The sequence below is a fragment of the Nocardia sp. NPDC057663 genome (genome assembly GCF_042799895.1).
GTDB lineage: Bacteria > Actinomycetota > Actinomycetes > Mycobacteriales > Mycobacteriaceae > Nocardia.
Genome location: NZ_JBHVHX010000003.1, coordinates 702,585 through 729,334, shown reverse-complemented (window position 1 = coordinate 729,334; position 26,750 = coordinate 702,585). Strand labels below are relative to the sequence as shown.

Genomic DNA, 26,750 nt, shown 5'->3' with positions numbered 1-26,750 from the left:
CTCGCCCGACTCACAGGTACTGACCGGTGTTCGACTCGGTGTCGATCGCGCGGCTCGCCGAGGCGTTCTTGCCGGTGAATCGGACGCAGCCGGATGTAGACGATCCGCTCGCCCGACTCACAGGTACTGACCCGTATTCGACTCCGTGTCGATCGCACGGCTGGCCGAGGCGTTCTTGCCGGTGACCAGCGTGCGGATGTAGACGATCCGCTCGCCCTTCTTGCCCGAGATCCGGGCCCAGTCGTCCGGGTTGGTCGTGTTGGGCAGGTCCTCGTTCTCGGCGAACTCGTCCACGATCGAGTCGAAGAGGTGCTGTATCCGCAGACCCGGGTTGCCGGTGTCGAGCACGGACTTGATCGCGTACTTCTTCGCCCGGTCGACGATGTTCTGGATCATCGCGCCGGAGTTGAAGTCCTTGAAGTACAGGACCTCCTTGTCACCGTTGGCGTAGGTGACCTCCAGGAACCGGTTGTCGTCGCTCTCGGCGTACATCCGCTCGACGACCTTCTCGATCATCGCCTCCACGCACGCGGCCTTGTCGCCTTCGAACTCGTGCAGATCGCTCTCGTGCAGCGGCAGCGTCTCGGTGAGGTACTTGGAGAAGATGTCCTGCGCCGATTCCGCGTCCGGCCGCTCGATCTTGATCTTCACGTCCAGGCGGCCCGGCCGCAGGATCGCGGGGTCGATCATGTCCTCGCGGTTGGACGCGCCGATGACGATGACGTTCTCGAGTCCCTCCACGCCGTCGATCTCCGAAAGCAGCTGCGGCACAACGGTGGTCTCCACATCGGAGGAGACACCCGAACCACGGGTGCGGAAGATCGAGTCCATCTCGTCGAAGAACACGATCACCGGCGTGCCCTCGGAGGCCTTCTCGCGCGCCCGCTGGAAGATGATCCGGATGTGCCGCTCGGTCTCACCGACGAACTTGTTGAGCAGCTCGGGGCCCTTGATGTTGAGGAAGAAGGACTTGGCCTCCTTGGCGTCCTCACCGCGGGCTTCGGCGATCTTCTTGGCCAGCGAGTTGGCAACGGCCTTGGCGATCAACGTCTTACCGCAACCGGGCGGACCGTAGAGCAGCACGCCCTTGGGCGGGCGCAGCGCGTACTCGCGGAACAGATCCTTGTGCAGGAACGGCAGTTCCACGGCGTCGCGGATCTGCTCGATCTGGCGGCCGAGACCACCGATGTCGGTGTAGTCGACGTCGGGGACCTCTTCCAGCACAAGGTCTTCGACCTCGGCCTTGGGGATGCGCTCGAACGCGAAGCCGGCCTTGGTGTCGACCAGCAGCGAATCACCGGGGCGCAGTTTGCGAATCGGCGAGTCGGGATCGTCGAGGTCGTCGTACTCGGCGACCTTGGACAGCGGCCCGGACAGCCAGACGACGCGCTCCTCGTCGGCATGGCCGACCACCAGGGCGCGCCTGCCGTCGTCGAGAATCTCGCGCAGCGTGCCGATTTCACCGATGGCGTCGAACTTTCCGGCTTCGACGACGGTGAGCGCCTCGTTGAGCCGGACGGTCTGGCCGTACTCGAGCGTCGCGACGTCGATATTGGGCGAGCAGGTGAGGCGCATCTTGCGACCGGAGGTGAAGACGTCGACCGTCTGATCGTCATAGCTGTGGATGACGATGCCGTAGCCGCTGGGCGGCTGGCCGAGGCGATCGACTTCCTCCCGCAGGGCGATCAGTTGCTGGCGCGCTTCCTTGAGCGTGTCCATCAACTTGCCGTTGCGGATTGTCAGCGAATCGATCCGTGCTTCCAATTCGCGTGCGCGATCCGGCGAGTCGGCGAGTTGCCTGCGAAGAGCAGCCGCCTCGGCGCGTACCGCCTCGAGCTCTCGCCAGGCCGCCGAATCCGAATTCTCGTTGGGGCTCATGATGCTGCTCCTCCCAGTCCCGGTCTTTCAACGCTACCGGGCGCGGTCCGTTCTCGCTTTCCGACATGGTTTCGTCGTGATCACATCTTGTACGGTGATGGGCCGGTCCGGGACCGTGTTAGGCTCCCCTAACACCCCGCCCCGGGGCACTCGGCGAGTGCACTCGCCCATCGAGCCGAAAGGTTGCTGAGCATGCTCCTTCCTACCCGCACGATCCGTGTCACCGTCGCTACCGCTGCTGCGGCACTCGCCGTCACCGTCGGACTGACCGGTTGCGGCGGCTCCGACGATTCCTCGACGAACGCCACCAGCAGCAGTACCAGTATCGCGGCCGCTCCGTCCAGCATTTCGGCAACCCCGGCTCCGACTGGTGACAACGCCGCCGCCCCCACCGCCGATTCCCTGAAGGCGACACTGGTCAAGTTCGCCGACCCGGCGCTGTCCACCGACGCGAAGGCCGAGCTGATCGTCAACGGCGATGCGCGCAAGTCCAACATCGACCAGATGAACGGCATGCTGGCCGGCTACACCCTCACCTTCGCCGTCGACAACGTCGTGACCAGCGGAAACACCGCCACCGCCGATGTCACCATCACCTCGCCGCACGGCACCGCGCCCGCCTTCCCGGTCACCTGGGAGCAGGTCGACGGCACCTGGAAGCTCTCCGACGCCAGCGGCTGCCTGCTGCTGGGCTTCGCCCAGGCCCCCTGCACGCCCGCCTGAGGCCCGCGCGCGGCCCGGGTAGTCCGCGAGTACAGCCGGGGCCTTTCGATCGCTGTGAACTGCACAGAGAACCCGCGGTGGGCATCCCGATAGTCCGCGAACGAGTGCGCGCGCTGCTCGACCCCGGCAGCTTCCTCGGGATCGGGGCGATGGCCCGCCAGCCGGGCTCAGTCCGGCAGCCGCCGGACATAGAGCTGCTGGGCGGCGCGGGCCACGAGTGTGCCGTTCCCGTCGACGATCTCGGCGCTGTGCTCGGTGATCGACTTCGCCCCCGCCTCGGTGGCCTGCCGGATCTCGGCGACCTGCTCGCGCGACAGGCCCATGGTGGTGGTGACGGTGCCACGGCCCGGCGTGCGGAACTCGATGGATCCGGTGATGTTCCAGATCCGGTAGCCGCGGCCGAGCTGGCCGTAGGCCATGATCGCGAAGAACGGGTCGGTCATCGAGTACAGGGTGCCGCCGAACGCGGCCCGATTGGGGTTGTTGCGGTTCCACGGACGCACCGTGTAGGCGACGCGGACCGAAGTCCAGTCGGCGGCAATGTGTTTCACCCGTACCCCGCCGAACAGATACGGCGGGAAGACGTTGAACATCGCGCGGTAGACCCGCGGTGACTCACCAGGATACAGCGTCCCAGCGGACGGGTCCTTCGCGGCGTTCGGTTCGGTACTCGGCATGGGGTCCCCTCCCTGCCCCGGCCGATGGGGGCCGGGATCCACGCCGCTCCCCCCGGGGGGGCGGCTTTCGATGTGGGCACTCGGGCGCCCACCTCGAAAGCTGCCCCGGATCCGGGGAGCCGAAACCTCGTCAGCCCTTCGACGGACGCCGCTGCGGCTTGGGGGTGACAGTGCCTTCGGCGAGCCGGCGCGCGCTCACCAGGAACGCGGTGTGGCCCTGCATCCGGTGTTCGGGGCGCACGGCAAGGCCGACGACGTGCCAGCCGCGGACCATCGACTCCCAGGAGCGCGGTTCGGTCCAGCACTCCTGCTCGCGCAGCGCCTCGACGACCTTCGACAGCTGGGTGACCGTCGCGACGTAGACGATCAGCACGCCGCCGGGCACCAGCGCCTTGGATACGGCGGGCAGCGCGTCCCACGGGGCGAGCATGTCCAGGACCACGCGGTCGACCTGCTTCCCCTCGTACTGGGCAACGTCGGCGACGGTCAGCGACCAGTTTGCCGGACGTTCGCCGAAGAAGGTCTCGACATTGCGGATCGCGTGCTCGGCGTGGTCGTCGCGGATCTCGTAGGAGATAACTTCGCCCTCGGGGCCGACCGCGCGCAGCAGCGAGCAGGTCAGCGCGCCGGAGCCCGCGCCTGCCTCGAGCACCCGGGCGCCGGGGAACACATCGCCCTCGTGGACGATCTGCGCGGCGTCCTTGGGGTAGATGACGGCCGCACCGCGCGGCATCGACAGCACATAGTCGACGAGCAGGGGGCGCAACGCCAGGTAGGGGGTACCGTTGGTCGACTTCACGACCGTGCCCTCGTCGGTGCCGATGAGGTCGTCGTGCTTGATGCCGCCGCGGTGGGTGTGGAATTCCTTCCCCTCCTCCAGCACCACCGTGTAGAGGCGCCCCTTGGCATCGGTCAGCTGCACCCGGTCCCCGATGGCGAATGGACCGGTCCGTCTGGCCGTCATGTATCTCCGTTCTTCGAATGAAGCCTCCAGCCTGCCAGGTCCGCGCGATCACACACCGAACGGGGTGACCCGCGTCGGCATGCGTCGTGCCGTCGGTGAGGCAGGACACGCCGGGTACGTCGCCCGGCGCGGGCGCGGGCGTCTTGCCCGCGCAGCGGCGGCGGTGGTCGCGGTCGCGGCGTCGGGGAAGCGCAGCACGCCGTGGGTGAGCCGGTCGGTGTCGGCGACGGCCGTGCCGCCGTCGGGTGCTGTGATCTCGGTAGAGCGCGCGGGCTCACCGATTCGTCGCGATCGGTGTCGGTGGCTGCCGATACCCTGCGAAGTATGTCAGTGCCCGTGTCCGTATCCCTCGCCGACGACACCGCCGACGAACCGGCCCGGCGGTCGCGTCCGGCGTTGTCGCCTTCGCGGGCAGCCGATTTCAAGCAGTGCCCGTTGAAGTACCGGTTGCGGGCGGTCGACCGGATTCCCGAGCCGCCGACGCGGGCCGCCGTCCGCGGCACCGTCGTGCACGCGGTGCTCGAGGACCTGTTCGGGTTGCCCGCCGCCGATCGTCATCCGCAGCGGGCCGCCGAGCTGGTGCCCGGTGCGTGGGATCGGGTGCGCGCCGATCGCGCCGGTATCGACGAGCTGGTCGCCGACGGCGGGCCGGAGGCGCTGTTCGACGAGGTGCGGCGGCTGGTCGAGAGCTACTACGAGCTGGAGGACCCGACCCGGTTCGAGCCGCACGCGCTCGAGGAACGGGTGGAGGTCGATCTCGCCGGTGAGATTCCGCTGCGCGGGTTCGTCGACCGCATCGATATCGCTCCGAACGGCCTGCTGCGGGTCGTCGACTACAAGACCGGCCGCGCCCCCGGCCCGCTGCACGAGGCGCGCGCGCTGTTCCAGCTCAAGTTCTACGCGCTGATGATCCTGCGCACCCGCGACATCGTGCCCGCCCAGCTGCGCCTGATCTACCTGGCCGACAAGGTGCTGCTCACCTACACCCCCGACCGTGACGAGCTGGAACGCTTCGAACGCATCCTGATCGCGCTGTGGCAGGCGATCCTGGAGGCGGGCCGCACCGGCGACTTCCCGCCCAATCGCAACGCGATGTGCCGCTTCTGTGATTTCCAGAACCTGTGCCCGGAGTTCGGCGGCACCCCGCCGCCGTATCCGGGGTGGCCGCAGCAGGATTCGGCGCCGGTAGAGCTGGGTCTGCCGGAGGTGCGGCCTCCCGAGGACGTCTGAGCGCCGGGCCCCCGCCCGGACCCGGCGCCGCGCGGCCGCCGATCACCGACGGCCGCGCGACGGTGATCGCTCACACGGTGAAGTTGCGGAACAACAGCACCGAAAGACCGAGACCGACAGCCAGATTCACCACGGCGGCGGAGCCGAAGACGGCGATCGGCCGCCAGCCCGCCTCGCGCAGTCCGCGGAGCGAGAACTCCAGGCCGATGGAGACGAACGCCAGGATCAGGAACCAGGTGCGCAGATCGTTGATGATCGCGATGTGCGCGGCGCCGGTCTTCTTGTCGACCGACTGCAGGTACAGGGTGCCGATGATCGAGGCCGCGATGAAGCCGAGCACGAACTTCGGGAACCTGGACCAGAATTCGCCGAGGCTCGGGCGGGCCGCCCCCGGCGTGCGATCCACCCGGAAGGCGAACCAGGCCGTGAGCGCGATCGCGACGAGCCCGATCAGCGCGTTCTGGGTGGTCTTGACGATCGTGGCGATCTTCAGCGCATCCTCACCGGCGAGCGCGCCCGCCGCGGCCACCGCCGCCGTGGTGTCGATATTGCCGCCGATCCAGGCGCCCGCCACCGCGTCCGACAAGCCGAAGGCCTCGGCGAGCCAGGGCAGCAGGAAGATCGACGGCAACGCGAAGATGATCACCATCGACGCCGCGTAGGCGATCTGCTCGCGCCGCGCCTGCACCGCACCCGCCGCCGCGATCGCCGCGCTCACCCCGCAGATCGACACCGCCGAGGACAGCAGCGCCCGCAGCTTGTCGTCGAGCCCGAGTTTGCCGCCGAACCACCAGGTGAACCCGAAGACGATGGTGATCAGCGCCAGCGCCTGCACGATCGACGGCCCCGCCGCGGTCACCAGGATCTTCAGATTGATCGACGCACCGAGCAGCACCACCCCGGTCTTGATGAAGAACTCGGTCCGGAACCCGGCCGAAAGCCGTTCCCGCAGACCCAATGTGCTGAGCGCCACATTGCCCGCGAGCCCGATCGCGATCGCGTACACCGGATACTCGACCGTCTTGGCCACCCGCGCGAGCGGCGTATCGGCCGCCCACTGCGGCACCTGGGTGTCGAAGAACCGCGTCAGCGCGCCGAGCGCAAGCACGAGCAGGATTCCCGCCACGATATCGGTACTCGTCGGCCGCGGATCGGCCTGCAATGCCGCGGTTTCCGTCGTCGTCTTCGGCTCGCTCATCACGGAACCAGCCACTCGGGAATCGCCCCGGCCAGCACGAGGCCGATCAACGCGAGACCGACGACCGTGGCCAGCCAGTCCTCGTTCCACGTGAATGCGCTACCCGGCCGCGGCTCGGGCGGTGTCTGCGACACGGTGACTCCTAGTGTTTCTCATCGAGAAACCGCAAGGTAGCAACGCCCTCCCCCACCCCACACCGATTGCGCTCACCCTGAACCGATCTCACGGAACACCGGACACGCTTCGGCGGCCACCGACCCAACAGTCGACGGGCGGGCACCAGCCGCCGACGCGAACGGCCCGACGCACGCGTCGGGCCGTTCGTCTCGGCAGGTCAGGGGCGAAACGAGGTCAGAATGCGCGGCAGGAGCGGATGTCGGTGGCCAGGATCGCCTTGGCGCCGAGGTCGGCGAGGCGGTCCATCAGGTCGTTGCCCTGCTTGCGCGGGACCAGCGCGCGCACCGCGACCCACTCGGGGTCGGTGAGCGGGGAGACCGTGGGCGATTCCAGGCCGGGGGTGATGGCGACGGCTTCGTCGAGCAGCGACTTGGGGCAGTCGTAGTCGAGCATCAGGTACTGCTGGGCGAAGACGACACCCTGGATGCGGGCGATGAGCTGGTTGCGCGCACGATCGTTCTGGTCGGACCCGGTGCGTTCGATCAGCACGCCCTCGGAATCACACAGCGAGTCACCGAAGGCGACCAGGTTGTGCTGACGCAGGGTGCGGCCGGAGCCGACCACATCGGCGATCGCGTCGGCCACGCCGAGCTGGATCGAGATCTCGACCGCGCCGTCGAGGCGGATCACCTCGGCCTCGATGCCGAATCGCGCGAGGTCGGCGCGGACCAGGTTCGGGTACGAGGTGGCGATGCGCTTGCCCGCCAGATCCTCGACCTTCCAGTCCTCGCCCGCCGGAGCGGCGTAGCGGAAGGAGGAGCGGCCGAAGCCGAGCGACAGCCGCTCGCTGACCGGCGAACCGGAGTCCAGGGCCAGGTCACGGCCGGTGATGCCGAGGTCGAGCTCACCGGAGCCGACGTAGATGGCGATGTCCTTGGGCCGCAGGAAGAAGAACTCGACCTGGTTGACGGGGTCGAGGACGGTCAGCTCACGGGAGTCGGTGCGTTTGCGGTAACCGGCCTCGCTCAGGATCGAGACGGCGGATTCCGACAGCGAACCCTTGTTGGGAACTGCGACGCGCAACATGGGAATGGGGTCCTTTCGGGAAGAAGACGGGAGGAGGTGTCGACCGGACGGATCAGCCGTCACAGATGTCGGTACACGTCCTCGAGCTTCAGCCCGCGACCCACCATCATCACCTGGACCCAGTACAGCAGCTGGGAGATCTCCTCGGCGAGGGCTTCGTCGCTCTCGTGCTCGGCGGCCAGCCAGATCTCACCGGCTTCCTCGAGCACCTTCTTACCCTGGAAATGGACGCCGGCGTCCAACGCAGCCACGGTGCCGGAACCCTCGGGACGGGTCTGGGCACGCTCGGTCAGCTCGGCGAACAGGGATTCGAAGTTCTTCACGATCAGTGATTGTTTCACACCCTGTACACCGGTTTTCCCGCGCACCGCAGCCGCTCGCGGCCACGATGCGCGGGTACCGGTCAGGAGGGGTCTGCCAGCAGGTCGCGCAGGTCGGCGACCGCGGTGCGCAGGTGGTCGGCGAAGGCGTACATCTGGTCGGCCACGGACTTGGGGGTGGCCAGGTAGATGTTCCAGCGGTCCGGCAGCAGCACGTAGGCGATGCCGATGCAGGTGGGGCTGGTGGAGCCGAAACCGAAGTAGCGGATGTGGACCGACGGGGCCGAGCTCGTGCTCAGGTAGTCGTCGCGCATGATCGTCCAGCCGGGGCTGTCGAACAGCGCGATCTGCTCGTCGGCGACACCCAGTTCCGCACCGCGACGGCGCTGGATCCACTGCAGTTCCCACAGGTGCTGCTCGGGCGCCTCGCCCGCCTGGCACTCCTTGGCCCGGCCGACGTGCGCGGACGCCGCCGTGCGGGCCGCGGCCAGCTTGCCGTCGCGCTCGACGGAATCGTCGACCATCGCGTCGACGAAGGCCACCATCTCCGGGGTCACCACGCGCATGGCCTCGGTGCGGCCGTTGCGGAACTGCCTGGTCGCGATGGACTCGTAGGTGGCGCCGGTCAGGCCCTTGCTGCGCCGGTGGGCGAGCTGGTAGGCCAGCTGGGCGAAGGCGTCGGGCGAGATACCCAGCTTCTTGGCCGCGCCGGTGCCGAAGTCGTCGAACGAGACCAGGGCGGTCGCCGTGTCGGCGGCGAAGCGGGCGAAGTCGGCGCCCGCCGCCGCGATGTCGGCGCGGGCGGCCGAGTCGAGGACGAACTCGATCGGCTCGACCTGCGGCAGCCCCTGGGCCCGCGCGCCGCTGGTGGCGGCGTGGTCCTGCGCGGTCCGCTCGAGCAGGGTGTCCACGAACGACAGCACGGTGGTGCCGTCGAGACCGCAGTGCTCGATGTTGATGCCTGCCTGGCCGTCGGCGAAGACGATGAACGACACCGACTTGTCGAAGTACCGGTTGGCGCTGTCACCGTGCAGCAGTTGATCGCAGGCGTGCAGTTCGTCGCGCGGGGTGAAATCCTCCAGGCAGACCGCGAACAGCGCCGTCTCGACCTCGTCGAAGGCCGCGACATTGGCCGCCTCGGCACGCAGGGTGGCCCGGCTGCGCGCCCACTCCGCCCTGGCCTTGGTGGTCAGGTGCCCGACCGAGGTGTCGGTGGCCGCGGGCTTGGTGCCGCCCTTGATGACCGCGCGCAGCCCGTCGACCACGTCCTCGAACGCGTACGGCGCGCCGTCGGCACCGATCACGTCCATCCGGAAGATGTTGCCGCGGTAGAAGACCACGATGTGGCGCGCGTCCGACGGACCCGGCCATTCCGGGCTGTAGGGCTTGCGCACGGTGTCCTGCACCTCGCCCGGGATGCGGGTCTCGGAGAACAGGTACTCGTTCTGCCACATCGACAGCTGCTGCCCGCGCTGGGTGACCGGCGGGATCTGCTCCTGGTCCAGCGACAGCTTGTAGTCCACGGCGGCGCCGATGATCGCAGCGGCCCGCTCGGCCTGGCCCGCCACGGTCGAGGCGGCCAGCGGGGTGTCGTCGCGGAACAGGAAGACGAAGTTGGCGTTCAACGCGATCCGGTCGCGGCGGCCCAGGTACCGCGACGGCCAGAACTCGTCGAGCCAGCTGCCGACCCCCGGGGTGGCGTCGTAGTCGGCGAGCGCGGCGTGCAGGGTCCGGCCTGCCCCACCGGGCCGCAGCAGTTCGGCGACTGCGGCCTCGGTGGTGGCGAGTTCTTCGGCGCCGAGCAGCGGCTGACACCACTGCAGGAACCGCGCGCAACTGTCGTCCAGTGTCGGCAGCGGTACCCGGGGCAGGCTGTCTTCGGCGGCGAACGTCGGTTGGTTCAATCCAGATCCTCAGGTCTCGGTGGGGTGCGGGCGTGACACGAACAGGTTGGCATAGAGCCAGCCTTCGGCTTCGTGGTCGGTGGTGTCGATTCCCTTGGCCGCCAACGCTTCCAGCACCTGTGCACGTTCCTGGGCGGAGGCGAAGCGACGCTGCTGGAACATACCGGGACGCTGCTCGCTGCGATAGCCGAGCGCGGCGAGTTCCTCGGCGATGGGACCGAAATCGAACATCCGCAACACGAAATGCGCCATCCACGGTCGCCGGTGCGGATCCGCTTGGGCGACCCTGGACAGGGTTTTCTCGGTGATGTAGCCGACGCATCCGGTGGAGATCACCAGATCGGCGGTGGCGAGCACACGGCGCTGGGCCTCGGTCGGCTCGGTGGCCTCGAGGTCGGCGTGCACGTAGTCGTGCAGGAATCCGGCGGCGTGGGCGTAGGTCAGCGCCGGGCGTGCGGCGTCCATCCCGACGAAGCGTACGTCGGGCATCAGGTCGGCGCGTAACCGCTCCCGGTCCGCCGCGATCAGCCCGACCTTGTCGGTCTCGGCGTGGTCGCGATAGTAGCCGGCCAGCTCGTCGACCGTCGTGCCGGTCCGCAGCAGCGCCGCGTTCACCCCGTAGGAGCAGCCCAGGTCGAGCACCGTCGGGATCCGGTCCGGCCGCGCGGCCCGCAGCTGACGCAGCTGCTCGTGGAAGTGCGGCTTGGCCAGTTCCGGGATCCGGTAGTCCAGCTCGTTCATCCGCGCGAAGTAGGCACGCGGATCGGGGCTTTCGTAGATGTCGTCGAAAGATGCTTTGCCGGTGGTGTGCAACGGAACGGACATGGGCGGTTCCTCTCAGTCGAGCAGTCGGTCACCTCGGACAGCGTCGGCCGCGGCGGCCACATGGTCGGGCAGGACACGGCCGAACAGCTGCCTGGTGCGTTCGACAGTGCCGATCACCCCTGGCCGGTCCGTGTAGGCGAAGATCGCCGAATGTCGTTGTCCCGCACCGGCCACCTCGGTGACCCGGTGGAGCGAGAAGCGGCCCTTGAACAGCTGCAGGTCGCCCGGGCGCAGTTCGAGCGAGCGGATGAACCGCTCGCCCTCACCGGTGAGCACGGCACGCACGTCGTCGAGATGCTCGGCGTGCGGGTCGCGGATGTTGGGGCAGTATTCGAAGACACCGCCCGATTCGGGACGGCGGGTCAGCATGCTGACGGTGAACTCGTTGGTGTCGAAATGCCACGGATGCGACATGCCCGGCTCGACCACGTTCAGGCACAGACCGGCCAGCGGGTCGGCGAATTCGTGCAGTTCGTCGAGTTCGAAACAATCGGCGACGAACCGCTGGAAGACCGGATCGGTGTAGAGCCGCTGGATCAGCGCGTCGGCGGGGATGCGGTCGCGGGCGACGAAGGCGTTGCCGCGGTCGAGCACGATCCGGGCCGGATGGCCGGCGGGCAGGTCGGCGTCGAGCGGGATGTTGTAGGCGTTGACCCGCTCCACCTTGTAGTGGGCGTGTGGGGCGATCCGCTCCCCCTCGACCCGCAGCGTGTCCCACAACTCCGGCCGGATGAACTCGCGCAGGACCGTGCAGCCGTCCTCGGCCAATTCGGCGCGAGCGGCTTCGACCGCGGCGCGCCGGCCCGGACCACCGAGATCGGTGAGCGGATACCGTGCGATGTCGACGATTTCGTCAAGCCCCCGCGTCCCTGTCATGTGTTCAGTTTGCGGGAACTTTCGCCGACACGCCCAGGGTTTCGGCAAATCCGGACTATCCCGGACAGATCACAGCGTCATGAAATCAGCTGTGCGGCAACAGTTTTCATACAATCTATGTCGATCGCGGAATAATCACGGTAGGCTCTTTCGCCCTATCTCGCTGCGCTGCCGAAATGTTCGTCACGCACATCCAGCGCGGCCCGCAGATCGGCGACCGACAAACCCACCAGCGACTCCCGGAATACCCGCCCGGGCGCCTCGGGAACCGCTATTTCGCACGGAATCACAATCAGACCGCACCCCGCGCCCTGGGCCGCGAGTGCGCCGGTGGGTGAATCCTCGATGGCCACGCACTCGGCCGGGTCGAGTCCGAGCAGGTCGGCGGCCTTGCGGTAGACGGCGGGATCGGGTTTGCCGTGCGGCACTTCGTCACCGCAGACCGAGGTGTCGAAGAAGTCGCGGCCGAGGGTGTCGAGACCGTATTCGGTGAGCGAGCGCTTGGTGTTGGTGACCAGCGCGCAGCGCAGGCCCTCGGCGCGCACCATGGCGAGCGCGTCCTTGGCGCCGGGCCGCCACGGGATCGGGCCGAGCATCAGCTCGGTGACGCGGCGTTCGAGGAACTCCCCCGCCTCGGCGATCACCCGCGACGTGGCCTCGACCCCGATGCCGTCGAACAGCATGCGCAGCGCGTTCGGGCCGGAGGCGCCGATCAGCGCGTGGCGGATCTCGTCGGTCAGCTCGCTGCCGTGTTCGCGGGCCAGTTCGCGGACCGCTATGTCCCACAGCTTCTCCGAATCGAGCAACGTGCCGTCCATGTCCCACAGCACCGCGGCCGGTCGCGCGCTCACCTGTTTCTCGCCTCGTTCTCGTCGGAGTCGGACCGGCGGTCACCGGGTCGCGTTCAGGGTAGCGGGTGCGCCTCAGACACCCGAGCCGGCGATCTGCAGCGCGTTGCCGGTGCCGCTGACCTGAATCCAGCGGTTCTCCGAGCTCACAGTGCCATTGGCGAGGTGGTAGGTCAGCGAGACGACCGCCCGGTTCTCCCCGTTGGGCGTGATCGACCCGACAGTCACCGACCGCACCGTCGACCAGAACGAGGAGTACTGCCCGAAGCCGCCGGTCTGCGCCTGATAGCCGGGGGCGAGCTGCGCCCAGGCGCCACCGATATTGCCGGGCAGCATGCCGTAGTACCCGGCGATGAACTGAGCCACCCGGTCCGGCGTGGGCGGGCCGAACGGCGTGGTGGTGATCGCCGTACTGGTCGGCGACGGCGTGGAGGTGGGCTTGCCGGAGGTACTTGTCGCCGGGGCGCTGGAGGTGGCGCCCGTGGTCGTCGGCCCGTTCGGCACCGCGGTCGCGGGGGCGGACACGGTGACCGTCTCCTGCTCGGGCACGATCACGACGGTGCTCACCTTGCCGTCGACCACGGTGGTCACGGTGACCGGGTTCTGCGCCTGCTGACCGGGATCGGCGCCCCGATCGCGGGTGACGACCAGGACGACGAGCATCACCGTGAAGGCGGCGACGGCAGCGGCGAGCAGCAGGATGGCACGGCTGTTGTTCGGCGAATCGGTGCGCGCGGGCGGATTCGGGCCGACCGGCGGTGGACCGGAAGGTGACCCGGCGCGCTCGTGGTCGCCGGTTCCCCGCGCGTCGGCCTGCGCCCCGCGCTGTTCGGCATCTGCCCGGTCCGCGTTCGCGCCCGCCGCCGACGGCGCGCGGTCCGAGCCCAGCGCGGATGGCCGCCCCGCCGACCCGGAAACACCGACGGCCCCACCGGTTCCCGCGGCAGGTGACCCGCCCGTGATCGCCGACCTGGCCGCCTTGGCCAGCGCCAGCCCGCTGCCGAGCAGTGCGGCCGCACCGGACTTCGCCGCCGCCCCACCCGCGGGCGTTGCGGGCCGTGGCAGCAGCGTCGTGGCCGCCTCGGTCATCGGCAGCACCTTGGTCGCGGTGGCGGGCAGCGCCGGCACGCGCCCTGCCGCAACATCTTCCAGCGCCTTCCTGGCCTGCGCCATGGTCGGGCGGTCCTCGGCCGACGCGGTCAGCAGCCACATCAGCACCGACCCCAGCGGACCCGCGTGCTTCGGTTCCGGCACCACTCCCCTGGCGACGGCATGCAGGACCGCGAGGGGATTGTCGCCCTCACCGAACGGCGGCGCCCCCTCGACGGCCGCGTACAGGGTCGAGCCGAGCGCGAAGATGTCGGCGGCGGGCTTCGGATCGTCGCCACGGGCGATCTCGGGCGCCAGGTAAGCGGGTGTGCCGGCCAGGAATCCGGTCGCGGTCACCGTGACGTCACCGGTGGCATGCGAGATGCCGAAGTCGGTGAGCTTGACGGTGCCGTCGTCACCGACGAGCAGGTTGGCCGGCTTCACGTCCCGGTGCATGATTCCGGCGTCGTGCGCCGCCGACAGCGCCGCTGCGGCCTGCGCGCCGATCCCGGCCACCTCGATCGGCGGGAGGGTCGCGCCGCCCGCCAGCTTCACGGCCAGGCTGGGCGCGTTCATGTATTCCATGACCAGCCACGGCTGGCCGTCTTCCTCGGCGACGTCGAAGACGGTGATGGCGTTGGGATGGTGCAGACGCGCCGCGATGCGGCCCTCGCGCATGGCGCGCAGCTTCGCTTCCAGCGCTTGCGATCCGGTGAGTCCCGGCGCGAGCAGCAGCTGCTTCACCGCGACGGTACGGCGCAGCCGGACATCGGTGGCACGCCACACGACCCCCATCGCACCGGTGCCGATCGGGTCGGTGAGTCGATAGCGTCCCGCGATCAACCGATCCGATGTCATATCGTGTGCCCCTCCTGCCATACCGCCGAGTCGTCCAGCCCTCCGCGCCACAGCGGGATGAAACTTTCGAAAATCCTACGTGCTGAAGGCTTTGTCCTCGTCCACGAACCGGCCCGGCCCATGGACACGCCGCCGGTTCGTGAGCAGACTCACAGCCACCCGACGACAGCGGACCGGCCCCGCGGGGACCGGTCCGATCTGCCGACGCCTGTCAGTGTCTCAGGCGTTGAAGTATTTCGCCTCCGGATGGAGCAGCACGAACGCGTCGGTCGACTGTTCCGGGTGCAGCTGCAACTCCTCCGACAGCGTCACCCCGACCCGGCCCGCCTCGAGCAGGTCGACCAGCTTGGCCCGGTCCTCGAGCTCCGGGCAGGCGCCGTAGCCGAAGGAGTACCGCGCACCGCGGTAACCGAGCTTGAAGTAGTCGAGGATGTCGGCGGGATCGTCGTCGGCGACCGACTGGCCGTCCAGCGTCAGTTCCTCGCGCACCCGGCGATGCCAGTACTCGGCCAGTGCCTCGGTGAGCTGCACGCCGATGCCGTGCACCTCGAGGTAGTCGCGGTAGTTGTCGGCCGCGAACAGCGCGTTGGCGAAGTCGGCGATCGGCTGCCCCATGGTCACCAGCTGGAACGGCAGCACGTCGACCTGGCCGGTCTCGCGGGCCTGCTCGCGCGAGCGGATGAAGTCGGCGATGCACAGGAACCGGTCGCGCTGCTGACGCGGGAAGGTGAAGCGATACCGCTCCGGCGCATCGGCATCCGGCTCGGTGAGCACGATGACGTCGTCACCCTCGGACACCGCCGGGAAGTAGCCGTAGACCACGGCGGCATGCTGCAGCACACCCTCGGTGGCGAGCCGGTCGAGCCAGGCCCGCAGCCGCGGACGGCCTTCGGTCTCCACCAGTTCCTCGTAGGTCGGCCCGTCACCGCTGCGCTGGCCGCGCAGGCCCCACTGCCCCAGGAACAGCGCCCGCTCGTCGAGCAGACCCGAATACTCCTGCAGCGGCAGGCCTTTCACCACGCGGGTGCCCCAGAACGGCGGGGTCGGCACCGGCAGGTCGGCGGCGACGTCGGACCGCTCGGGCACCTCGATCGGGACCTCGGCGGCCTTGCGTTCGGCGGCGATCCGCTTGGACCGCTCGTGGCGGGCCTTGCGCTCGGCGGCCTTCGCCTTGGCTGCGACGGCCTCCGGGCTGTCGGGATCGAGCCCACCACCGCGCTTGACGGTCATGATCTCGTCCATCAGCCGCAGGCCCTCGAAGGCGTCCCTGGCGTAGTGCACGTCGCCCTCGTAGACGGCGGTGAGGTCGTTCTCCACATACGCGCGGGTCAGCGCGGCGCCACCGAGCAGCACCGGGAACTGTTCGGCCACACCCTTGGCGTTGAGTTCCTCGAGGTTCTCCTTCATCACCACGGTCGACTTCACCAGCAGCCCAGACATGCCGATCACGTCGGCCTTCTTGTCCTGGGCGGCGTCGAGGATGGTGGCGATCGGCTGCTTGATACCGAGGTTGACCACCTCGTAGCCGTTGTTGGACAGGATGATGTCGACCAGGTTCTTGCCGATGTCGTGCACGTCGCCCTTCACGGTGGCGAGCACGATCCGGCCCTTGCCGGAGTCGTCGGTGGCCTCCATGTGCGGTTCCAGGTGCGCGACAGCGGTTTTCATCACCTCGGCCGACTGCAGCACGAACGGCAGCTGCATCTGGCCCGAGCCGAACAGCTCACCGACGGTCTTCATGCCCGACAGCAGCGTCTCGTTGATGATCTGCAGCGGCGGCACCGTCTGCATAGCCTCGTCCAGGTCATCGCCGAGTCCGTTGCGCTCACCGTCGACGATGCGGCGCTCGAGCCGTTCGAACAGCGGCAGCGCGGCCATCTCCTCGGCCCGCGACGCCTTCGACGACGCGGTGGACACGCCCTCGAACAGCGCCATCAGCTTCTGCAGCGGGTCGTAGTCCTCGGTGCGGCGGTCGTAGATCAGATCCAGCGCGACCTGGCGGTGCTCGTCGGGAATCCGGCTCATCGGCAGGATCTTCGACGCGTGCACGATCGCCGAATCCAGTCCGGCTTCGACACATTCGTGCATGAACACCGAGTTCAGCACCTGCCGGGCGGCGGGGTTCAGGCCGAAGGAGATGTTGGACAGACCGAGGGTGGTCTGCACGGCCGGGTGCTTGCGCTTGAGCTCGCGGATCGCCTTGACGGTCTCCTCGCCGTCCTTGCGCGACTCCTCCTGACCGGTGCCGAGAGTGAAGGTCAGCGTGTCGACGATGATGTCGGACTCCAGCAGACCCCAGTTGGTCGTGATGTCTTCGATCAACCGCTCGGCGATCGCCACCTTGGTCTCGGCGGTGCGGGCCTGGCCCTCCTCGTCGATGGTCAGCGCGACGACGGCGGCGCCGTGCTCGGACACCAGCCGCATGATCTGCTGGAACCGCGAATCCGGGCCGGCGCCGTCCTCGTAGTTCACCGAGTTCACCGCGCAGCGGCCACCCAGGTGCTGTAGCCCCGCCAGCAACACCGGCGGTTCGGTGGAGTCGAGCATGATCGGCAGGGTCGAGGACGTGGCCAGGCGCGAGGCCAGCTCGTTCATGTCCTTGGAGCCGTCGCGGCCGACGTAGTCGACGCACAGGTCGAGCATGTGCGCACCGTCGCGGGTCTGGTCCTTGGCGATCTCGAGGCAGCGCTGCCAGTCCTCGGCCAGCATGGCGTCGCGGAATGCCTTGGAGCCGTTGGCATTCGTGCGCTCACCGATCATCAGGATCGACGCGTCCTGCTCGAACGGGACCGCGGTGTACATGCTCGACACGGCCGGCTCGTGCTCGGGCGTGCGCCGCGCCTCGATCGGGGGCAGCGTGGTCTCGACCTGGCGCACCGCCTCGGCGACCTGGCGGATGTGCTCCGGGGTGGTGCCACAGCAGCCGCCGACCAGCGACAGTCCGAACTCGGAGACGAAGCCGCTCATCGCGACGGCGAGCTCCTCCGGGGTCAGCGGGTACTCCGCGCCGTTCGCGCCGAGCACCGGCAGGCCCGCGTTCGGCATCACCGACACCGGGATGTTCGCGTGCCGCGACAGGTGCCGCAGGTGCTCGCTCATCTCGTCGGGGCCGGTCGCGCAGTTCAGGCCGATCATGTCGATGCCGAGCGGTTCCAGCGCGGTCAGCGCCGCACCGATCTCGCTGCCGACCAGCATGGTGCCGGTGGTCTCCACGGTGACGTGGGTGATGATCGGGATCCGGCGGCCCGCGGCGAGCATGGCCCGCCTGCTGCCGGTGATCGCGGCCTTGACCTGCAGCAGGTCCTGGCAGGTCTCGATCAGGATGGCGTCGGCGCCGCCGTCGAGCATGCCGAGCGCGGCCTCGGTGTAGGCGTCGCGCAGCGACACGAACGGCGCGTGACCCAGCGTCGGCAGCTTGGTGCCGGGACCCATCGAGCCCAGGACATAGCGCGGAGTGCCGTCGGCCGACGGACCCATCTCGTCGGCGACTTCACGCGCGATCCGGGTACCGCGCTCGGACAGATCACGAATCCGGTCCTGGATGTCGTAGTCGGCCAGGTTGGGCAGGTTGCAGCCGAAAGTGTTGGTCTCCACCGCATCCGCGCCCGCCGCGAAGTAGGCGCGATGGATGTCGGCGAGGACATCGGGGCGGGTGTCGTTGAGGATCTCGTTGCATCCCTCGAGGCCGCGGAAATCGTCGAGTGACAGATCCGCAGCCTGCAACATCGTGCCCATCGCACCGTCGCCGATGACGACACGCCGTCGGAGCGTGTCGAGGAGCGTGGTATCGAACACCGTGGGCAAGGACGCAGACATGATTCAAGACTAATGGGCGGCCCCGACGCACAAGACCATGCGGGTGAATCGAGTGGCGCTCGACACAGCCCGCGCGGGAAACACGCAACAGCGCCCGTCACCGCAAAACAATTCGCCGAAGACACTAGGCTGACCGGGTGGATGCCAGTGAAACCCCCGAGACGGAACTGCCGACGTTGCGCAATCCCGTGCTGGTCGCGGCCTTCGAGGGCTGGAACGACGCCGGTGACGCCGCCAGTGGCGCGGTCGAACATCTGGAGTTGATCTGGGACGCGGAGCCGCTCGCCGAACTCGATTCCGAGGACTACTACGACTACCAGGTGAACCGCCCCACGGTGCGCCAGGTGGACGGGGTGACCAGGGAGATCCAGTGGCCGTCGACCATGTTGTCGGTGTGTTCGCCCCCCGGGAGCGACCGCGACGTCGTGCTGCTGCGCGGGATCGAGCCCAATATGCGGTGGCGCAGTTTCTGCAACGACCTGCTCGAGTTCATCGAGCAGCTGGGGGTGGAGACGGTCGTCATCCTCGGCGCGTTGCTGGCCGACACACCGCACACACGGCCCGTTCCGGTGACCGGATCGGCGTACAGCCCCGAGGCGGCCGAGCGGTTCAGTCTGGAACAGACCCGGTACGAGGGCCCGACCGGGATCACCGGCGTCTTGCAGGACCAGTGCGTCAGGGCCGGGGTGCCCGCGGTGTCGTTCTGGGCGGCGGTGCCGCACTACGTGTCGCAGCCGCCGAACCCGAAGGCCACGATCGCGCTGCTGCACCGTGTCGAGGACGTCCTCGACATCGAGGTTCCGCTCGGTGAGCTGCCCAAACAAGCCGAGGAGTGGGAAGCGGCCGTCAACGAGATGACCGTCGGCGACGAGGAGATCAACGAGTACGTGCGCTCGCTCGAGGAGCGCGGCGACGCGGCGATCGACCTCAACGAGACGATGTCGAAGATCGACGGCGACGCCATCGCGGCGGAGTTCGAGAAGTACCTGCGCCGGCGCGGCCCGGGCAGTTTCGGCCTCTGACCTTCGTTCACCGGGAGTTCGCCACCGGCCTACCTCCCGGATATCGGTGGCACGCCACCTAGACTTTTCGGCGTGCCGAACCACCCGATCGTCGCTCATCTCCGGGGATTCGACGACCGGATCGCGGTGCTGCACCGGCACCCGGCAGCGCCCGCCGACACCCCGCACCGGGTGACCTATGCCCAGCTGGCCGACCGTGTCGCGGAGTTCGCGGCGCGGCTCGGCCCACAGCGGCGGCTGGTCGCGCTCACCGCGGGCAACGACATCGACTCGCTCGTCGCCTACCTCGGCGCGCTCGACGCGGGGTGCGTGGTGCTGCTGACCGGCGAGCTCTCCGGTGAACTCACCGCAACCTACGATCCGGACGTCGTCGTCGACCACGGCCGGATCGTTACCGAGCGCGCGAGCTCGGCCCACCGGCTGCATCCGGAGCTGGCGCTGTTGCTGAGCACGTCGGGGTCGACCGGGTCGCCGAAGCTGGTGCGGCTGTCGGCGCGCAATCTGCTCGCCAATGCCGAATCCATCGCCCGCTACCTCGAGATCGGGCCCGAGGATCGCGCGGCGACCACGCTGCCGCTGTTCTACTGCTACGGCCTGTCGGTGGTGCACAGTCATCTGCTGCGCGGCGCGAGCCTGCTGCTCACCGACCGGTCGGTACTCGACCCCGAGTTCTGGGACGAGTTCCGCGCGCACCGGGCGACCTCGTTCGCCGCGGTCCCGTACACGGTGGAACTGCTGGACCGGATCGGTTTCGCGGACATGTCCCTGCCTGATCTGCGGTACGTCACCCAGGCGGGCGGCAGGCTCGAACCGGACCGGGTGCGCGCCTACGCGCGGCTCGGCGCGGCGGCGGGCTGGCAGTTCTTCGTGATGTACGGGCAGACCGAGGCCACGGCCCGAATGGCCTATCTGCCACCGGAACAGGCGGTCGAGCATCCCGACTGCATCGGAATACCGGTGCCCGGCGGGCATTTCACGCTCGAGCCGGTCGACGACGGCGCGGCCGACGAACTCGTCTACCACGGTCCGAACGTCATGCTCGGCTACGCGAGCCGCCCCGCCGACCTGGCGCTGGGCCGCACCGTGGACGCGCTGCGCACCGGTGACCTGGCGCGGCGCACCACCGACGGCCTGTTCCAGGTCGTCGGCAGGCGCAGCCGCTTCGCGAAGCTGTTCGGGCTGCGCATCGACCTCGGCAGGATCGAATCCGAGCTCGCCGCAGCCGGTTTCGGTGCCGCATGCGCCGACGACGGCGCGCGCGTGATCGCGGCGGTGAGCGGCAACGGCCGCGGCGATCCCGCCGCGCTGATCGCCCGGATGTCCGGGCTGCCCGCGGCGGCCGTCGCCGTGGTCACCGTCGGCGAGCTGCCACGCCTGGCCAACGGCAAGATCGACTATCCGGCCGTGCGGTCGCTGGCCCCGGAACCGGCCGAGACGGGCGACGATGTCCGGTCGATCTACGCCGACACGCTGGCGATCCCCGCCGAGCGGATCTCGCCGGAACAGAGTTTCGTGGAGCTGGGCGGCAATTCGCTGAGCTACGTCACCACGGCCGCCCGGCTGGAACGGGTCATCGGCAGGTTGCCTGCCGACTGGCCGCAGCAGTCGATCGACCGGCTCGAGCGGGCACCGCGCTCGCGCACCGGCTTCGGCCGGGCGCTGGACACGTCCTCGGCATTGCGCGCGATCGGCATGGTGCTCGTCCTCGGCTCGCATATCCAGCTGTTCGAGGTGTGGGGCGCGGCGCACGTGCTGCTCGCGGTGGCCGGCTACAACTTCGCCCGCTTCGCCGTGAGCTCGGCGCCTGCCGCGCACCGGCTGCGCCACACCGGCCGGGCGGTGGCGATGATCGCGGTGCCGACGGCGCTGTGGGTGCTGCTCACCATGCTCGCCCAGCCCGGCTATTACAGCTGGCAGAATGTGTTGCTGCTCAACAAGATCCTCGGCCCGCGCAACGACACGGCGGGGCATCTGTGGTTCCTGGAGGTGCTGGTCTACTGCACGGTGGCCGCGGCTCTGCTGCTGCGGATACCCCGGATCGACCGGTGGGAGCGGCGGGCGCCGTTCTGGTTCGCACTCGCGCTGCTCGGCCTCACCCTGGTGCTGCGCTGGCAGTCGTTCGGGCTCTACCCCGAGCGCGATATCCCGTTGTCACCGCTGGCCTGTTGGTACTTCGTTCTCGGCTGGGCCGGAGCGAAGGCGACGGCAGTCTGGCAGCGGCTGATCGTCAGCGCCGTGCTGCTGGCAAGTGTGCCCGGGTATTTCGGCGTCACCGATCGGGAACGCCTGGTCATGGCGGGCATCCTGGTGCTCGTCTGGTTGCCCGCGCTGCGCGTGCCCGCCGTCGTCGCCGTGGTGGCGGTGACGGTGGCCGACAGCTCGTTGTTCGCGTACCTGCTGCACTGGCAGGTGTACCCGGTGTTCGGCGACCAGCGCCTGCTCGCACTGTGCGCCTGTCTCGCGGCCGGAGCCGTCGCTACCGGGATGGTGGTTCGGTGTCGGCGGATGTGGCCACGGCTAGCGCTCCAAGGTCAGAACCTGGGCGGCCGCTTCGTGCGCCAGCTTCGCGATCAGCATGTCACGCGGGATCGTCTGGCCGGCAAGGTGATCGAGTGACGGCACCACCACATGGTGGGCGTCGGCACGCTTCAATTCCTGAGTGAGCTCGGCGAACGCCGCACCGTCACCCGCGGTCGATTCATGGAACGTCGCAGCGAAACACATCCCCGCAGTGCGCGCGAGGCTGCGTAGCGCGTCCTCCAATTGGTCGCTCTGGCCTTCGGCCAGGTCGTCCCGCAAGTATCCATAGATCAACGCTTCCACCCGAACCTCCGTTGGATAGGGATCGCTGTTCTGTTGTCGGATCCCCCCGCGCCACGCCGTGCGCCGCGCGGGGGTACTGCGTTGCCCTGCAAGCTCTCCTGCAAAGCGGGTGTCCGGTCTGCGGGCCGAGCACCTGCTTACAGCATGCGTATTCGCGGCCCGCGGCAGCAGATGTCAAGCCGATGACATCTACATGCCCTATTCGGGACGCCGAACGTTAACTGGTGGGATACTACCGCCGTGACCGCAACTGATGATCGACCCGTCTGGGCTGTCCGGATGCGCTCGGAACGTGACGCGAGGGGGTGGTCGCAAGCCGATGCCGTCCGCGCGATGCGTGCCAAGTCCTCCCACAACCTGCCGACGGACAGTACTCTGCTGCGCAACTGGCGGCGCTGGGAATCCGGGGAATCGCGCCCCGACGAGTTCTACGCGCCGATCATCGCGGCCGCGTTCGACACCGTCACCGCCGCGTTCTTCCCCAAATCCCGGCCCAACCGCGATGACGAGCTGTTATCGGCGACAGGTATGGACACCCTGGAGTTCATCGGCAGGCTCCGGATGTCCGACGTCAACAGCGCGACCCTGGACGCGGTGCGGATCACCGCCGAACGGCTGTGCTGCGAGTACGCCTACGCCGACCCGCACGAACTGCACGCCGAGGGCACCGCGTGGCTGCGCCGGATCACCTCGCTGCTCGACGCCAGGCTCACCCTGAGCCAGCATCGGGAAATCCTCGTGCTGGCGGGCTGGGTGGCGTTGCTGGTCGGTTGCGTCGGCTACGACCTCGGGCAGCGGGCAGGCGCCGAGGCGACCCGCCGGGCCGCGGATTCGCTCGGTCGCGAGGCGGGCAATGTCGAGATCTCCGCGTGGGCCGCCGAGATGTCGGCCTGGTTCGCGCTGACCGAGGGCAATTTCCGGGGCGCGATCGACGTCTCGGAGAAGGCGATGCCGGGCACCACGTCGATGAGTGTCGGGGTACAGCTGGCCGCCCAGCGCGCCAAGGGCTGGGCCCGGCTCGGCGACCGCCGCGCCGTGCAGACCGCGCTCGACGAGGGCAGGGCCATCCTGTCGCGGATGGGGCATCCGGCCGGTCTGGACAACCACTTCGTCATCGACGCGACGAAGTTCGACTTCTACGCCATGGACTGCTGCCGCGTCGCCGGTCAGGACCGGCTGGCCGAGCGCTACGCCCACCAGGTGATCAGCGATTCGACCCGGCCCGACGGTTCGGTCCGCAATCCGATGCGGGTGTCGGAGGCGCGGCTGACGCTGGCCGTGGTCGCCGTGCGCGACCGCGATCTCGAACGCGCGATCGAGGAGGGCATGTCGGCCTTCACCGCGGGCAGGCGCTCGTTGCCGTCGCTGGCGTGGATCGCGGGCGAGGCGGCCAGGGAGATCATCGAACGCTACCCAGGAGACCCGCGCACGCGGTCGTTCCTCGCGCAGCTGCGCTCGCTCAACGTCGGGTGAGCCGTGAATACCAGACGCGGGAGGCGCGCCGATCCGGGACGGGTCCCCAGGACCGCCCGGCGGCCACCACTAACCTGTCTACGGTGACCGACCTCGCCGACGGCCTGCCCAGCGCCGTACCCGCCCTGTGGGACGAGCGTCTGCGGTTGTTCTCGTTCGCGACCGCCGAGAAGCGCGCCGACTACCTGCGGGTGCTGCGCGCTTTCGACAGCGCCCGCGCCGCGTACGTGGTGTTGTTGCACGCCGACGACGTCGCCGACTGGATCGCCAGGGCCGAGACGGGCGTGCACGCGGGGCCCGCGGGCGTGCCGTTGCCCGCCGTCGAGATCGGCCCGCTGCTCGAGCAGCTGCATCGCTGGGGCGTGCTGGAACGCAGTTACGACGGCACCCGCGCGGCCACCCTCGCCGAGTACCGCAACCGGCACTACGTCTACCAGTTCGCCCAGGCCGGTTTCCAGGCGTACCGGGCGGTGGCAGGCGTGCTGACGGCGAGGATGGACGACGCGTCGCTGTCGCGCCTGGTGCTGCCCGAGCTGCTCACCGATCTGCGCACCCTGGCCACCGCCAACCGCGACGGCGACGCCGAACGCGTCTACACGACGCTGCGCAGGCTCGACGCGACCCTCACCGACATGGCGGCGCGGGCGGCGCACTTCTACCTGTCGCTGGGCGATCTGGTCCGCACCACCGAGATCACCCCGGAATCCTTTCTCGCGCACAAGGATGCGCTGCTCGCGCACATGCGCGAGTTCAGCATGGACCTGGCTCGTTTCGCGCCCCGGCTGGCGGCCGCGATCGGTGAGGTCTCCGACACCGGCGTCGAGCAGCTGATCGGCCACGCGGCGAGCTGCGACGAGCGGGTGCTGCTGAGCCCGGCCGAACGGGAAGCGGACTGGCGGTCGCGCTGGGACGGCCTGCGCACCTGGTTCGTCGCCGCGGGCAGCGGCGAGGCGAACGAGTCCTGCGAGGCCGACCGGCTGCGGGAGGCGACGATGAGCGCCATCGCCGCGGTGCTGTCGCTGTTGCGTCGGGTCACCGAGACCCGCCGCGGTGGGGTCAGCCGCGAATCGGCGCTGCGGCATCTGGCCGCCTGGTTCGTCGACACCCCGACCACGGGTAGTGCGCACGCGCTCTACGACGCGGTGTTCGGCCTGGGCAGGCCGCGCCATCTGGCGCTGGAACATCCCGACGCCGAGGTGATTCCGGCGGGCCGGTCCTGGTGGGAGGCACCACCGTTGGAGATCTCGCGGACCCTCGCGGAAACCGGTCGCGCGCCGACCGCGGGCGCGCCGGCCCGGATCGCGCGCAACGACGCGGGCATCCGCAGGCTGCGCGAGGCACAGCTGGCCGCGCAACGCGAGCGCGCGGCGGCCGCGGCTTCGCTGGCCACCGGCGCCGTGCACGAGCGGGTGCTCGACCAGCGGGAGACCGAGGTGCTGCTGCGGCTGCTCGACGCGGCCTCGACGGCGTGGGTGCCGGTCAGCGGAAAGGTCGACGGCACAACAGGTTCCGACAACGGCGTGACGCTGACGGTGCGTCCCTGTGACGGGTCGACAATCATCCGGACCGCGGCGGGCCTGCTGCACCTGAACAATCGCCGACTCGAGGTCACCGCGACGACGCGACGGGGGACGCCACGATGAGACAGCAACGCCGCATCGACGCACTCGCCCTGGACAGCTACCAGCGCGCCGCCCGGGTGATGCTCGCCAATCACCTGGTCACCAGGGTCTATCCCGACCGGATCGCGCTGCCGTTGATCCGGCGCTGGGCCACCGAACTACGCGAGGACCTCGCCGAGTTGTTCGGCTACCGCCTGGAGGTCACCGAGACCACGGCCCGGCTCTATCCCGTGCACGACCGGCTCGACGACACCATGCCCGCGCGCAGCGTCAACGATCGCGTCTTCGATCGCCGTCGCTACGCCTATCTGGCACTGGCGCTGGCCGCGCTCGGCCGGGCGGGCGACCAGATCACCCTGTCCGAATTGGCCGAGCACGTGGCCGATTACGCGAGCCGGATCGACGGCCTCGAGCTGTCCACCGACCGTGCCGCCGACCGGGACGCCTTCGTCGACGCGGTCGGCTGGCTCGGCACCCGGGGCGCGCTGACGCTGGCCGACGGTGACGCGGGTGGCTGGGCCAGCGATCCCGAGGCGGGCGAGGCACTCTACGACATCGACCGGCCGGTGGTGTTCGCCCTGTTCCGGCCGCCGCGGGCGCTGCAGCATCTGCACAGTGTGCGCGGTCTGCTCGCCGACGACACCGAGCAGGCGCCCGCCGAGCAGGCCCGCCGGGTGCGCCGCGCCCTGGTGGAGCGGCCCGTCGTATACCTGGAAGACCTCCCGCCCGCCGAACGTGCGCTGCTCGGCCAGGACCGTCTGGTGGGTGAGGTCGAGTACTGCACGGGTCTGCGCGCCGAGCGCCGCGCCGAAGGGGTCGCGCTGATCGACACCTCGGGCAGGTTGTCCGACACCCGCTTCCCCGGCACCGGCACCCTCGCGCAGGTGGCGCTGCTGCTCATCGGCGAGATCGCCGACGTGGTCCTCGACATCGACAATCCGGTGCCGCACCGGCCCGGTCCCACCGACGAGGACGCACTGCTCGACCAGCTCGACGCGGCCATCCCCGAGGCAGGCATGTTCGCCCCGCTCGCCGAGGACGCCGAAACCCTCGACACCACAGCGGATTCCCTCGCCGAAGACCTCGCGGACACCGGGCCGGTCACCTATCCGTACCTCGAGGACGCCTGGGTGCGCAGCACCGTCACCGCGCTGACCGATCGCTATGGCGCGACCTTCGCCGCGCAATGGCAGGCCGACGTCGGCGGGCTCACCACCGAGGTCGTCGCCCTGCTCACCAGATTGCGGCTGATCCGGCCGGTCGAGGGCGGGCTGCTCGTGCTGCCCGCGCTGGCCAGATACCGGGGCGCGGTGGTCACCGTGCGGGTCCGTCAAGCCGAGGAATTGTTCGTCACCGCCGCCGACACCGACGGCAGCAGCACCGGAACGGGAGGGAACTGAG

Annotated in this window: 21 protein-coding genes; 7 read left to right on the top strand and 14 right to left on the bottom strand. The window is 69.2% G+C overall.

The features are described from left to right. Nucleotides 1–117: 117 nt before the first annotated feature. Nucleotides 118–1,878 (bottom strand): proteasome ATPase, encoded by a 1,761-nt coding sequence (gene arc, locus ACFVAV_RS11250; protein ID WP_379033513.1) that lies wholly within the window; start codon nt 1,876–1,878, stop codon nt 118–120. A 192-nt stretch (nt 1,879–2,070) separates the two neighbouring features. Between arc and ACFVAV_RS11245 the strand changes: the two genes are divergently transcribed. Continuing rightward, nucleotides 2,071–2,601 carry a hypothetical protein gene (locus ACFVAV_RS11245; protein ID WP_379033510.1) on the top strand — a complete coding sequence of 177 codons (531 nt, stop codon included), beginning with the start codon at nt 2,071–2,073 and terminating at the stop codon, nt 2,599–2,601. A gap of 167 nt (nt 2,602–2,768) precedes the next feature. On the opposite strand, the gene ACFVAV_RS11240 is transcribed toward ACFVAV_RS11245, so the two are convergent. Beyond that, nucleotides 2,769–3,278, bottom strand: a complete 510-nt coding sequence (locus ACFVAV_RS11240) for a DUF4442 domain-containing protein (protein ID WP_379033506.1) — start codon at nt 3,276–3,278, stop codon at nt 2,769–2,771. Between the two features lie 130 nt (nt 3,279–3,408). Next, nucleotides 3,409–4,242: a tRNA (adenine-N1)-methyltransferase gene (locus ACFVAV_RS11235; RefSeq protein ID WP_379033503.1), complete on the bottom strand. Its 834-nt coding sequence runs from the start codon at nt 4,240–4,242 to the stop codon at nt 3,409–3,411. A 324-nt stretch (nt 4,243–4,566) separates the two neighbouring features. Between ACFVAV_RS11235 and ACFVAV_RS11230 the strand changes: the two genes are divergently transcribed. After that, nucleotides 4,567–5,472, top strand: coding sequence for a RecB family exonuclease (locus ACFVAV_RS11230; RefSeq protein ID WP_379033500.1), 906 nt, complete (start codon nt 4,567–4,569; stop codon nt 5,470–5,472). Between the two features lie 70 nt (nt 5,473–5,542). On the opposite strand, the gene ACFVAV_RS11225 is transcribed toward ACFVAV_RS11230, so the two are convergent. From ACFVAV_RS11225 to metH, 10 genes are all read right to left on the bottom strand, one after another. Next, on the bottom strand, nt 5,543–6,670 hold the full coding sequence (locus ACFVAV_RS11225; protein ID WP_379033498.1) for a YeiH family protein: 1,128 nt from the start codon (nt 6,668–6,670) through the stop codon (nt 5,543–5,545). Next, nucleotides 6,670–6,804: a hypothetical protein gene (locus ACFVAV_RS11220; RefSeq protein ID WP_379033495.1), complete on the bottom strand. Its 135-nt coding sequence runs from the start codon at nt 6,802–6,804 to the stop codon at nt 6,670–6,672. The genes ACFVAV_RS11225 and ACFVAV_RS11220 overlap by 1 nt, the downstream gene beginning before the upstream one ends. 217 nt (nt 6,805–7,021) lie before the next feature. After that, entirely contained in the window at nt 7,022–7,873 is an 852-nt protein-coding gene (gene hisG, locus ACFVAV_RS11215; RefSeq protein WP_379033492.1) for an ATP phosphoribosyltransferase, read from the bottom strand. Between the two features lie 59 nt (nt 7,874–7,932). Then, on the bottom strand, nt 7,933–8,196 hold the full coding sequence (locus ACFVAV_RS11210; RefSeq protein ID WP_110041330.1) for a phosphoribosyl-ATP diphosphatase: 264 nt from the start codon (nt 8,194–8,196) through the stop codon (nt 7,933–7,935). 80 nt (nt 8,197–8,276) lie between these two features. Continuing rightward, nucleotides 8,277–10,097: a choline/carnitine O-acyltransferase gene (locus ACFVAV_RS11205; protein ID WP_379033489.1), complete on the bottom strand. Its 1,821-nt coding sequence runs from the start codon at nt 10,095–10,097 to the stop codon at nt 8,277–8,279. A 9-nt stretch (nt 10,098–10,106) separates the two neighbouring features. Next, complete coding sequence (locus ACFVAV_RS11200) at nt 10,107–10,922, bottom strand: class I SAM-dependent methyltransferase (protein WP_379033486.1); 816 nt, start codon at nt 10,920–10,922, stop codon at nt 10,107–10,109. Between the two features lie 12 nt (nt 10,923–10,934). Further along, entirely contained in the window at nt 10,935–11,798 is an 864-nt protein-coding gene (locus ACFVAV_RS11195; protein WP_379033483.1) for an arpA protein, read from the bottom strand. 155 nt (nt 11,799–11,953) lie between these two features. Beyond that, nucleotides 11,954–12,649 carry an HAD family hydrolase gene (locus ACFVAV_RS11190; RefSeq protein ID WP_379033480.1) on the bottom strand — a complete coding sequence of 232 codons (696 nt, stop codon included), beginning with the start codon at nt 12,647–12,649 and terminating at the stop codon, nt 11,954–11,956. Between the two features lie 72 nt (nt 12,650–12,721). Next, the gene (locus ACFVAV_RS11185; protein WP_379033477.1) at nt 12,722–14,593 is read right to left on the bottom strand and encodes a serine/threonine-protein kinase; all 1,872 of its coding nucleotides are present in this window, start codon (nt 14,591–14,593) and stop codon (nt 12,722–12,724) included. Between the two features lie 219 nt (nt 14,594–14,812). Further along, complete coding sequence (gene metH / locus ACFVAV_RS11180) at nt 14,813–18,409, bottom strand: methionine synthase (RefSeq protein ID WP_379033475.1); 3,597 nt, start codon at nt 18,407–18,409, stop codon at nt 14,813–14,815. A 137-nt stretch (nt 18,410–18,546) separates the two neighbouring features. On the opposite strand from metH, the gene ACFVAV_RS11175 reads away from it, so the two are divergent. Further along, on the top strand, nt 18,547–19,431 hold the full coding sequence (locus ACFVAV_RS11175; RefSeq protein WP_379033472.1) for a PAC2 family protein: 885 nt from the start codon (nt 18,547–18,549) through the stop codon (nt 19,429–19,431). A gap of 72 nt (nt 19,432–19,503) precedes the next feature. Then, a complete protein-coding gene (locus ACFVAV_RS11170) occupies nt 19,504–22,047 on the top strand; it encodes an AMP-binding protein (RefSeq protein WP_379033469.1) in 2,544 nt (847 codons plus the stop codon). On the opposite strand, the gene ACFVAV_RS11165 is transcribed toward ACFVAV_RS11170, so the two are convergent. Further along, a complete protein-coding gene (locus ACFVAV_RS11165) occupies nt 21,949–22,254 on the bottom strand; it encodes a hypothetical protein (RefSeq protein WP_379033467.1) in 306 nt (101 codons plus the stop codon). The two genes, ACFVAV_RS11170 and ACFVAV_RS11165, sit on opposite strands and share 99 nt — an antisense overlap. Nucleotides 22,255–22,587: 333 nt before the next feature. Between ACFVAV_RS11165 and ACFVAV_RS11160 the strand changes: the two genes are divergently transcribed. The 3 genes from ACFVAV_RS11160 to ACFVAV_RS11150 all read left to right on the top strand — a co-directional run bounded on the left by ACFVAV_RS11160 (nt 22,588) and on the right by ACFVAV_RS11150 (nt 26,749). Continuing rightward, complete coding sequence (locus ACFVAV_RS11160; protein WP_379033464.1) at nt 22,588–23,727, top strand: XRE family transcriptional regulator; 1,140 nt, start codon at nt 22,588–22,590, stop codon at nt 23,725–23,727. 83 nt (nt 23,728–23,810) lie between these two features. Further along, nucleotides 23,811–25,370 (top strand): TIGR02677 family protein, encoded by a 1,560-nt coding sequence (locus ACFVAV_RS11155; RefSeq protein ID WP_379033461.1) that lies wholly within the window; start codon nt 23,811–23,813, stop codon nt 25,368–25,370. Then, nucleotides 25,367–26,749 (top strand): DUF2398 family protein, encoded by a 1,383-nt coding sequence (locus ACFVAV_RS11150; RefSeq protein ID WP_379033458.1) that lies wholly within the window; start codon nt 25,367–25,369, stop codon nt 26,747–26,749. Before ACFVAV_RS11155 ends, ACFVAV_RS11150 begins: the two co-directional genes overlap by 4 nt. Nucleotide 26,750: the final 1 nt, after the last annotated feature.

Coding starts and splice junctions, on each gene's coding strand:
- hisG (WP_379033492.1), bottom strand. CDS start 7,873: ATGTTGCGCGTCGCAGTTCCCAACAAGGGTTCGCTGTCGGAATCCGCC.
- arc (WP_379033513.1), bottom strand. CDS start 1,878: ATGAGCCCCAACGAGAATTCGGATTCGGCGGCCTGGCGAGAGCTCGAG.
- ACFVAV_RS11185 (WP_379033477.1), bottom strand. CDS start 14,593: ATGACATCGGATCGGTTGATCGCGGGACGCTATCGACTCACCGACCCG.
- ACFVAV_RS11245 (WP_379033510.1), top strand. CDS start 2,071: ATGCTCCTTCCTACCCGCACGATCCGTGTCACCGTCGCTACCGCTGCT.
- ACFVAV_RS11200 (WP_379033486.1), bottom strand. CDS start 10,922: ATGTCCGTTCCGTTGCACACCACCGGCAAAGCATCTTTCGACGACATC.
- ACFVAV_RS11160 (WP_379033464.1), top strand. CDS start 22,588: ATGCGTGCCAAGTCCTCCCACAACCTGCCGACGGACAGTACTCTGCTG.
- ACFVAV_RS11225 (WP_379033498.1), bottom strand. CDS start 6,670: ATGAGCGAGCCGAAGACGACGACGGAAACCGCGGCATTGCAGGCCGAT.
- metH (WP_379033475.1), bottom strand. CDS start 18,409: ATGTCTGCGTCCTTGCCCACGGTGTTCGATACCACGCTCCTCGACACG.
- ACFVAV_RS11240 (WP_379033506.1), bottom strand. CDS start 3,278: ATGCCGAGTACCGAACCGAACGCCGCGAAGGACCCGTCCGCTGGGACG.
- ACFVAV_RS11195 (WP_379033483.1), bottom strand. CDS start 11,798: ATGACAGGGACGCGGGGGCTTGACGAAATCGTCGACATCGCACGGTAT.
- ACFVAV_RS11230 (WP_379033500.1), top strand. CDS start 4,567: ATGTCAGTGCCCGTGTCCGTATCCCTCGCCGACGACACCGCCGACGAA.
- ACFVAV_RS11235 (WP_379033503.1), bottom strand. CDS start 4,242: ATGACGGCCAGACGGACCGGTCCATTCGCCATCGGGGACCGGGTGCAG.
- ACFVAV_RS11150 (WP_379033458.1), top strand. CDS start 25,367: ATGAGACAGCAACGCCGCATCGACGCACTCGCCCTGGACAGCTACCAG.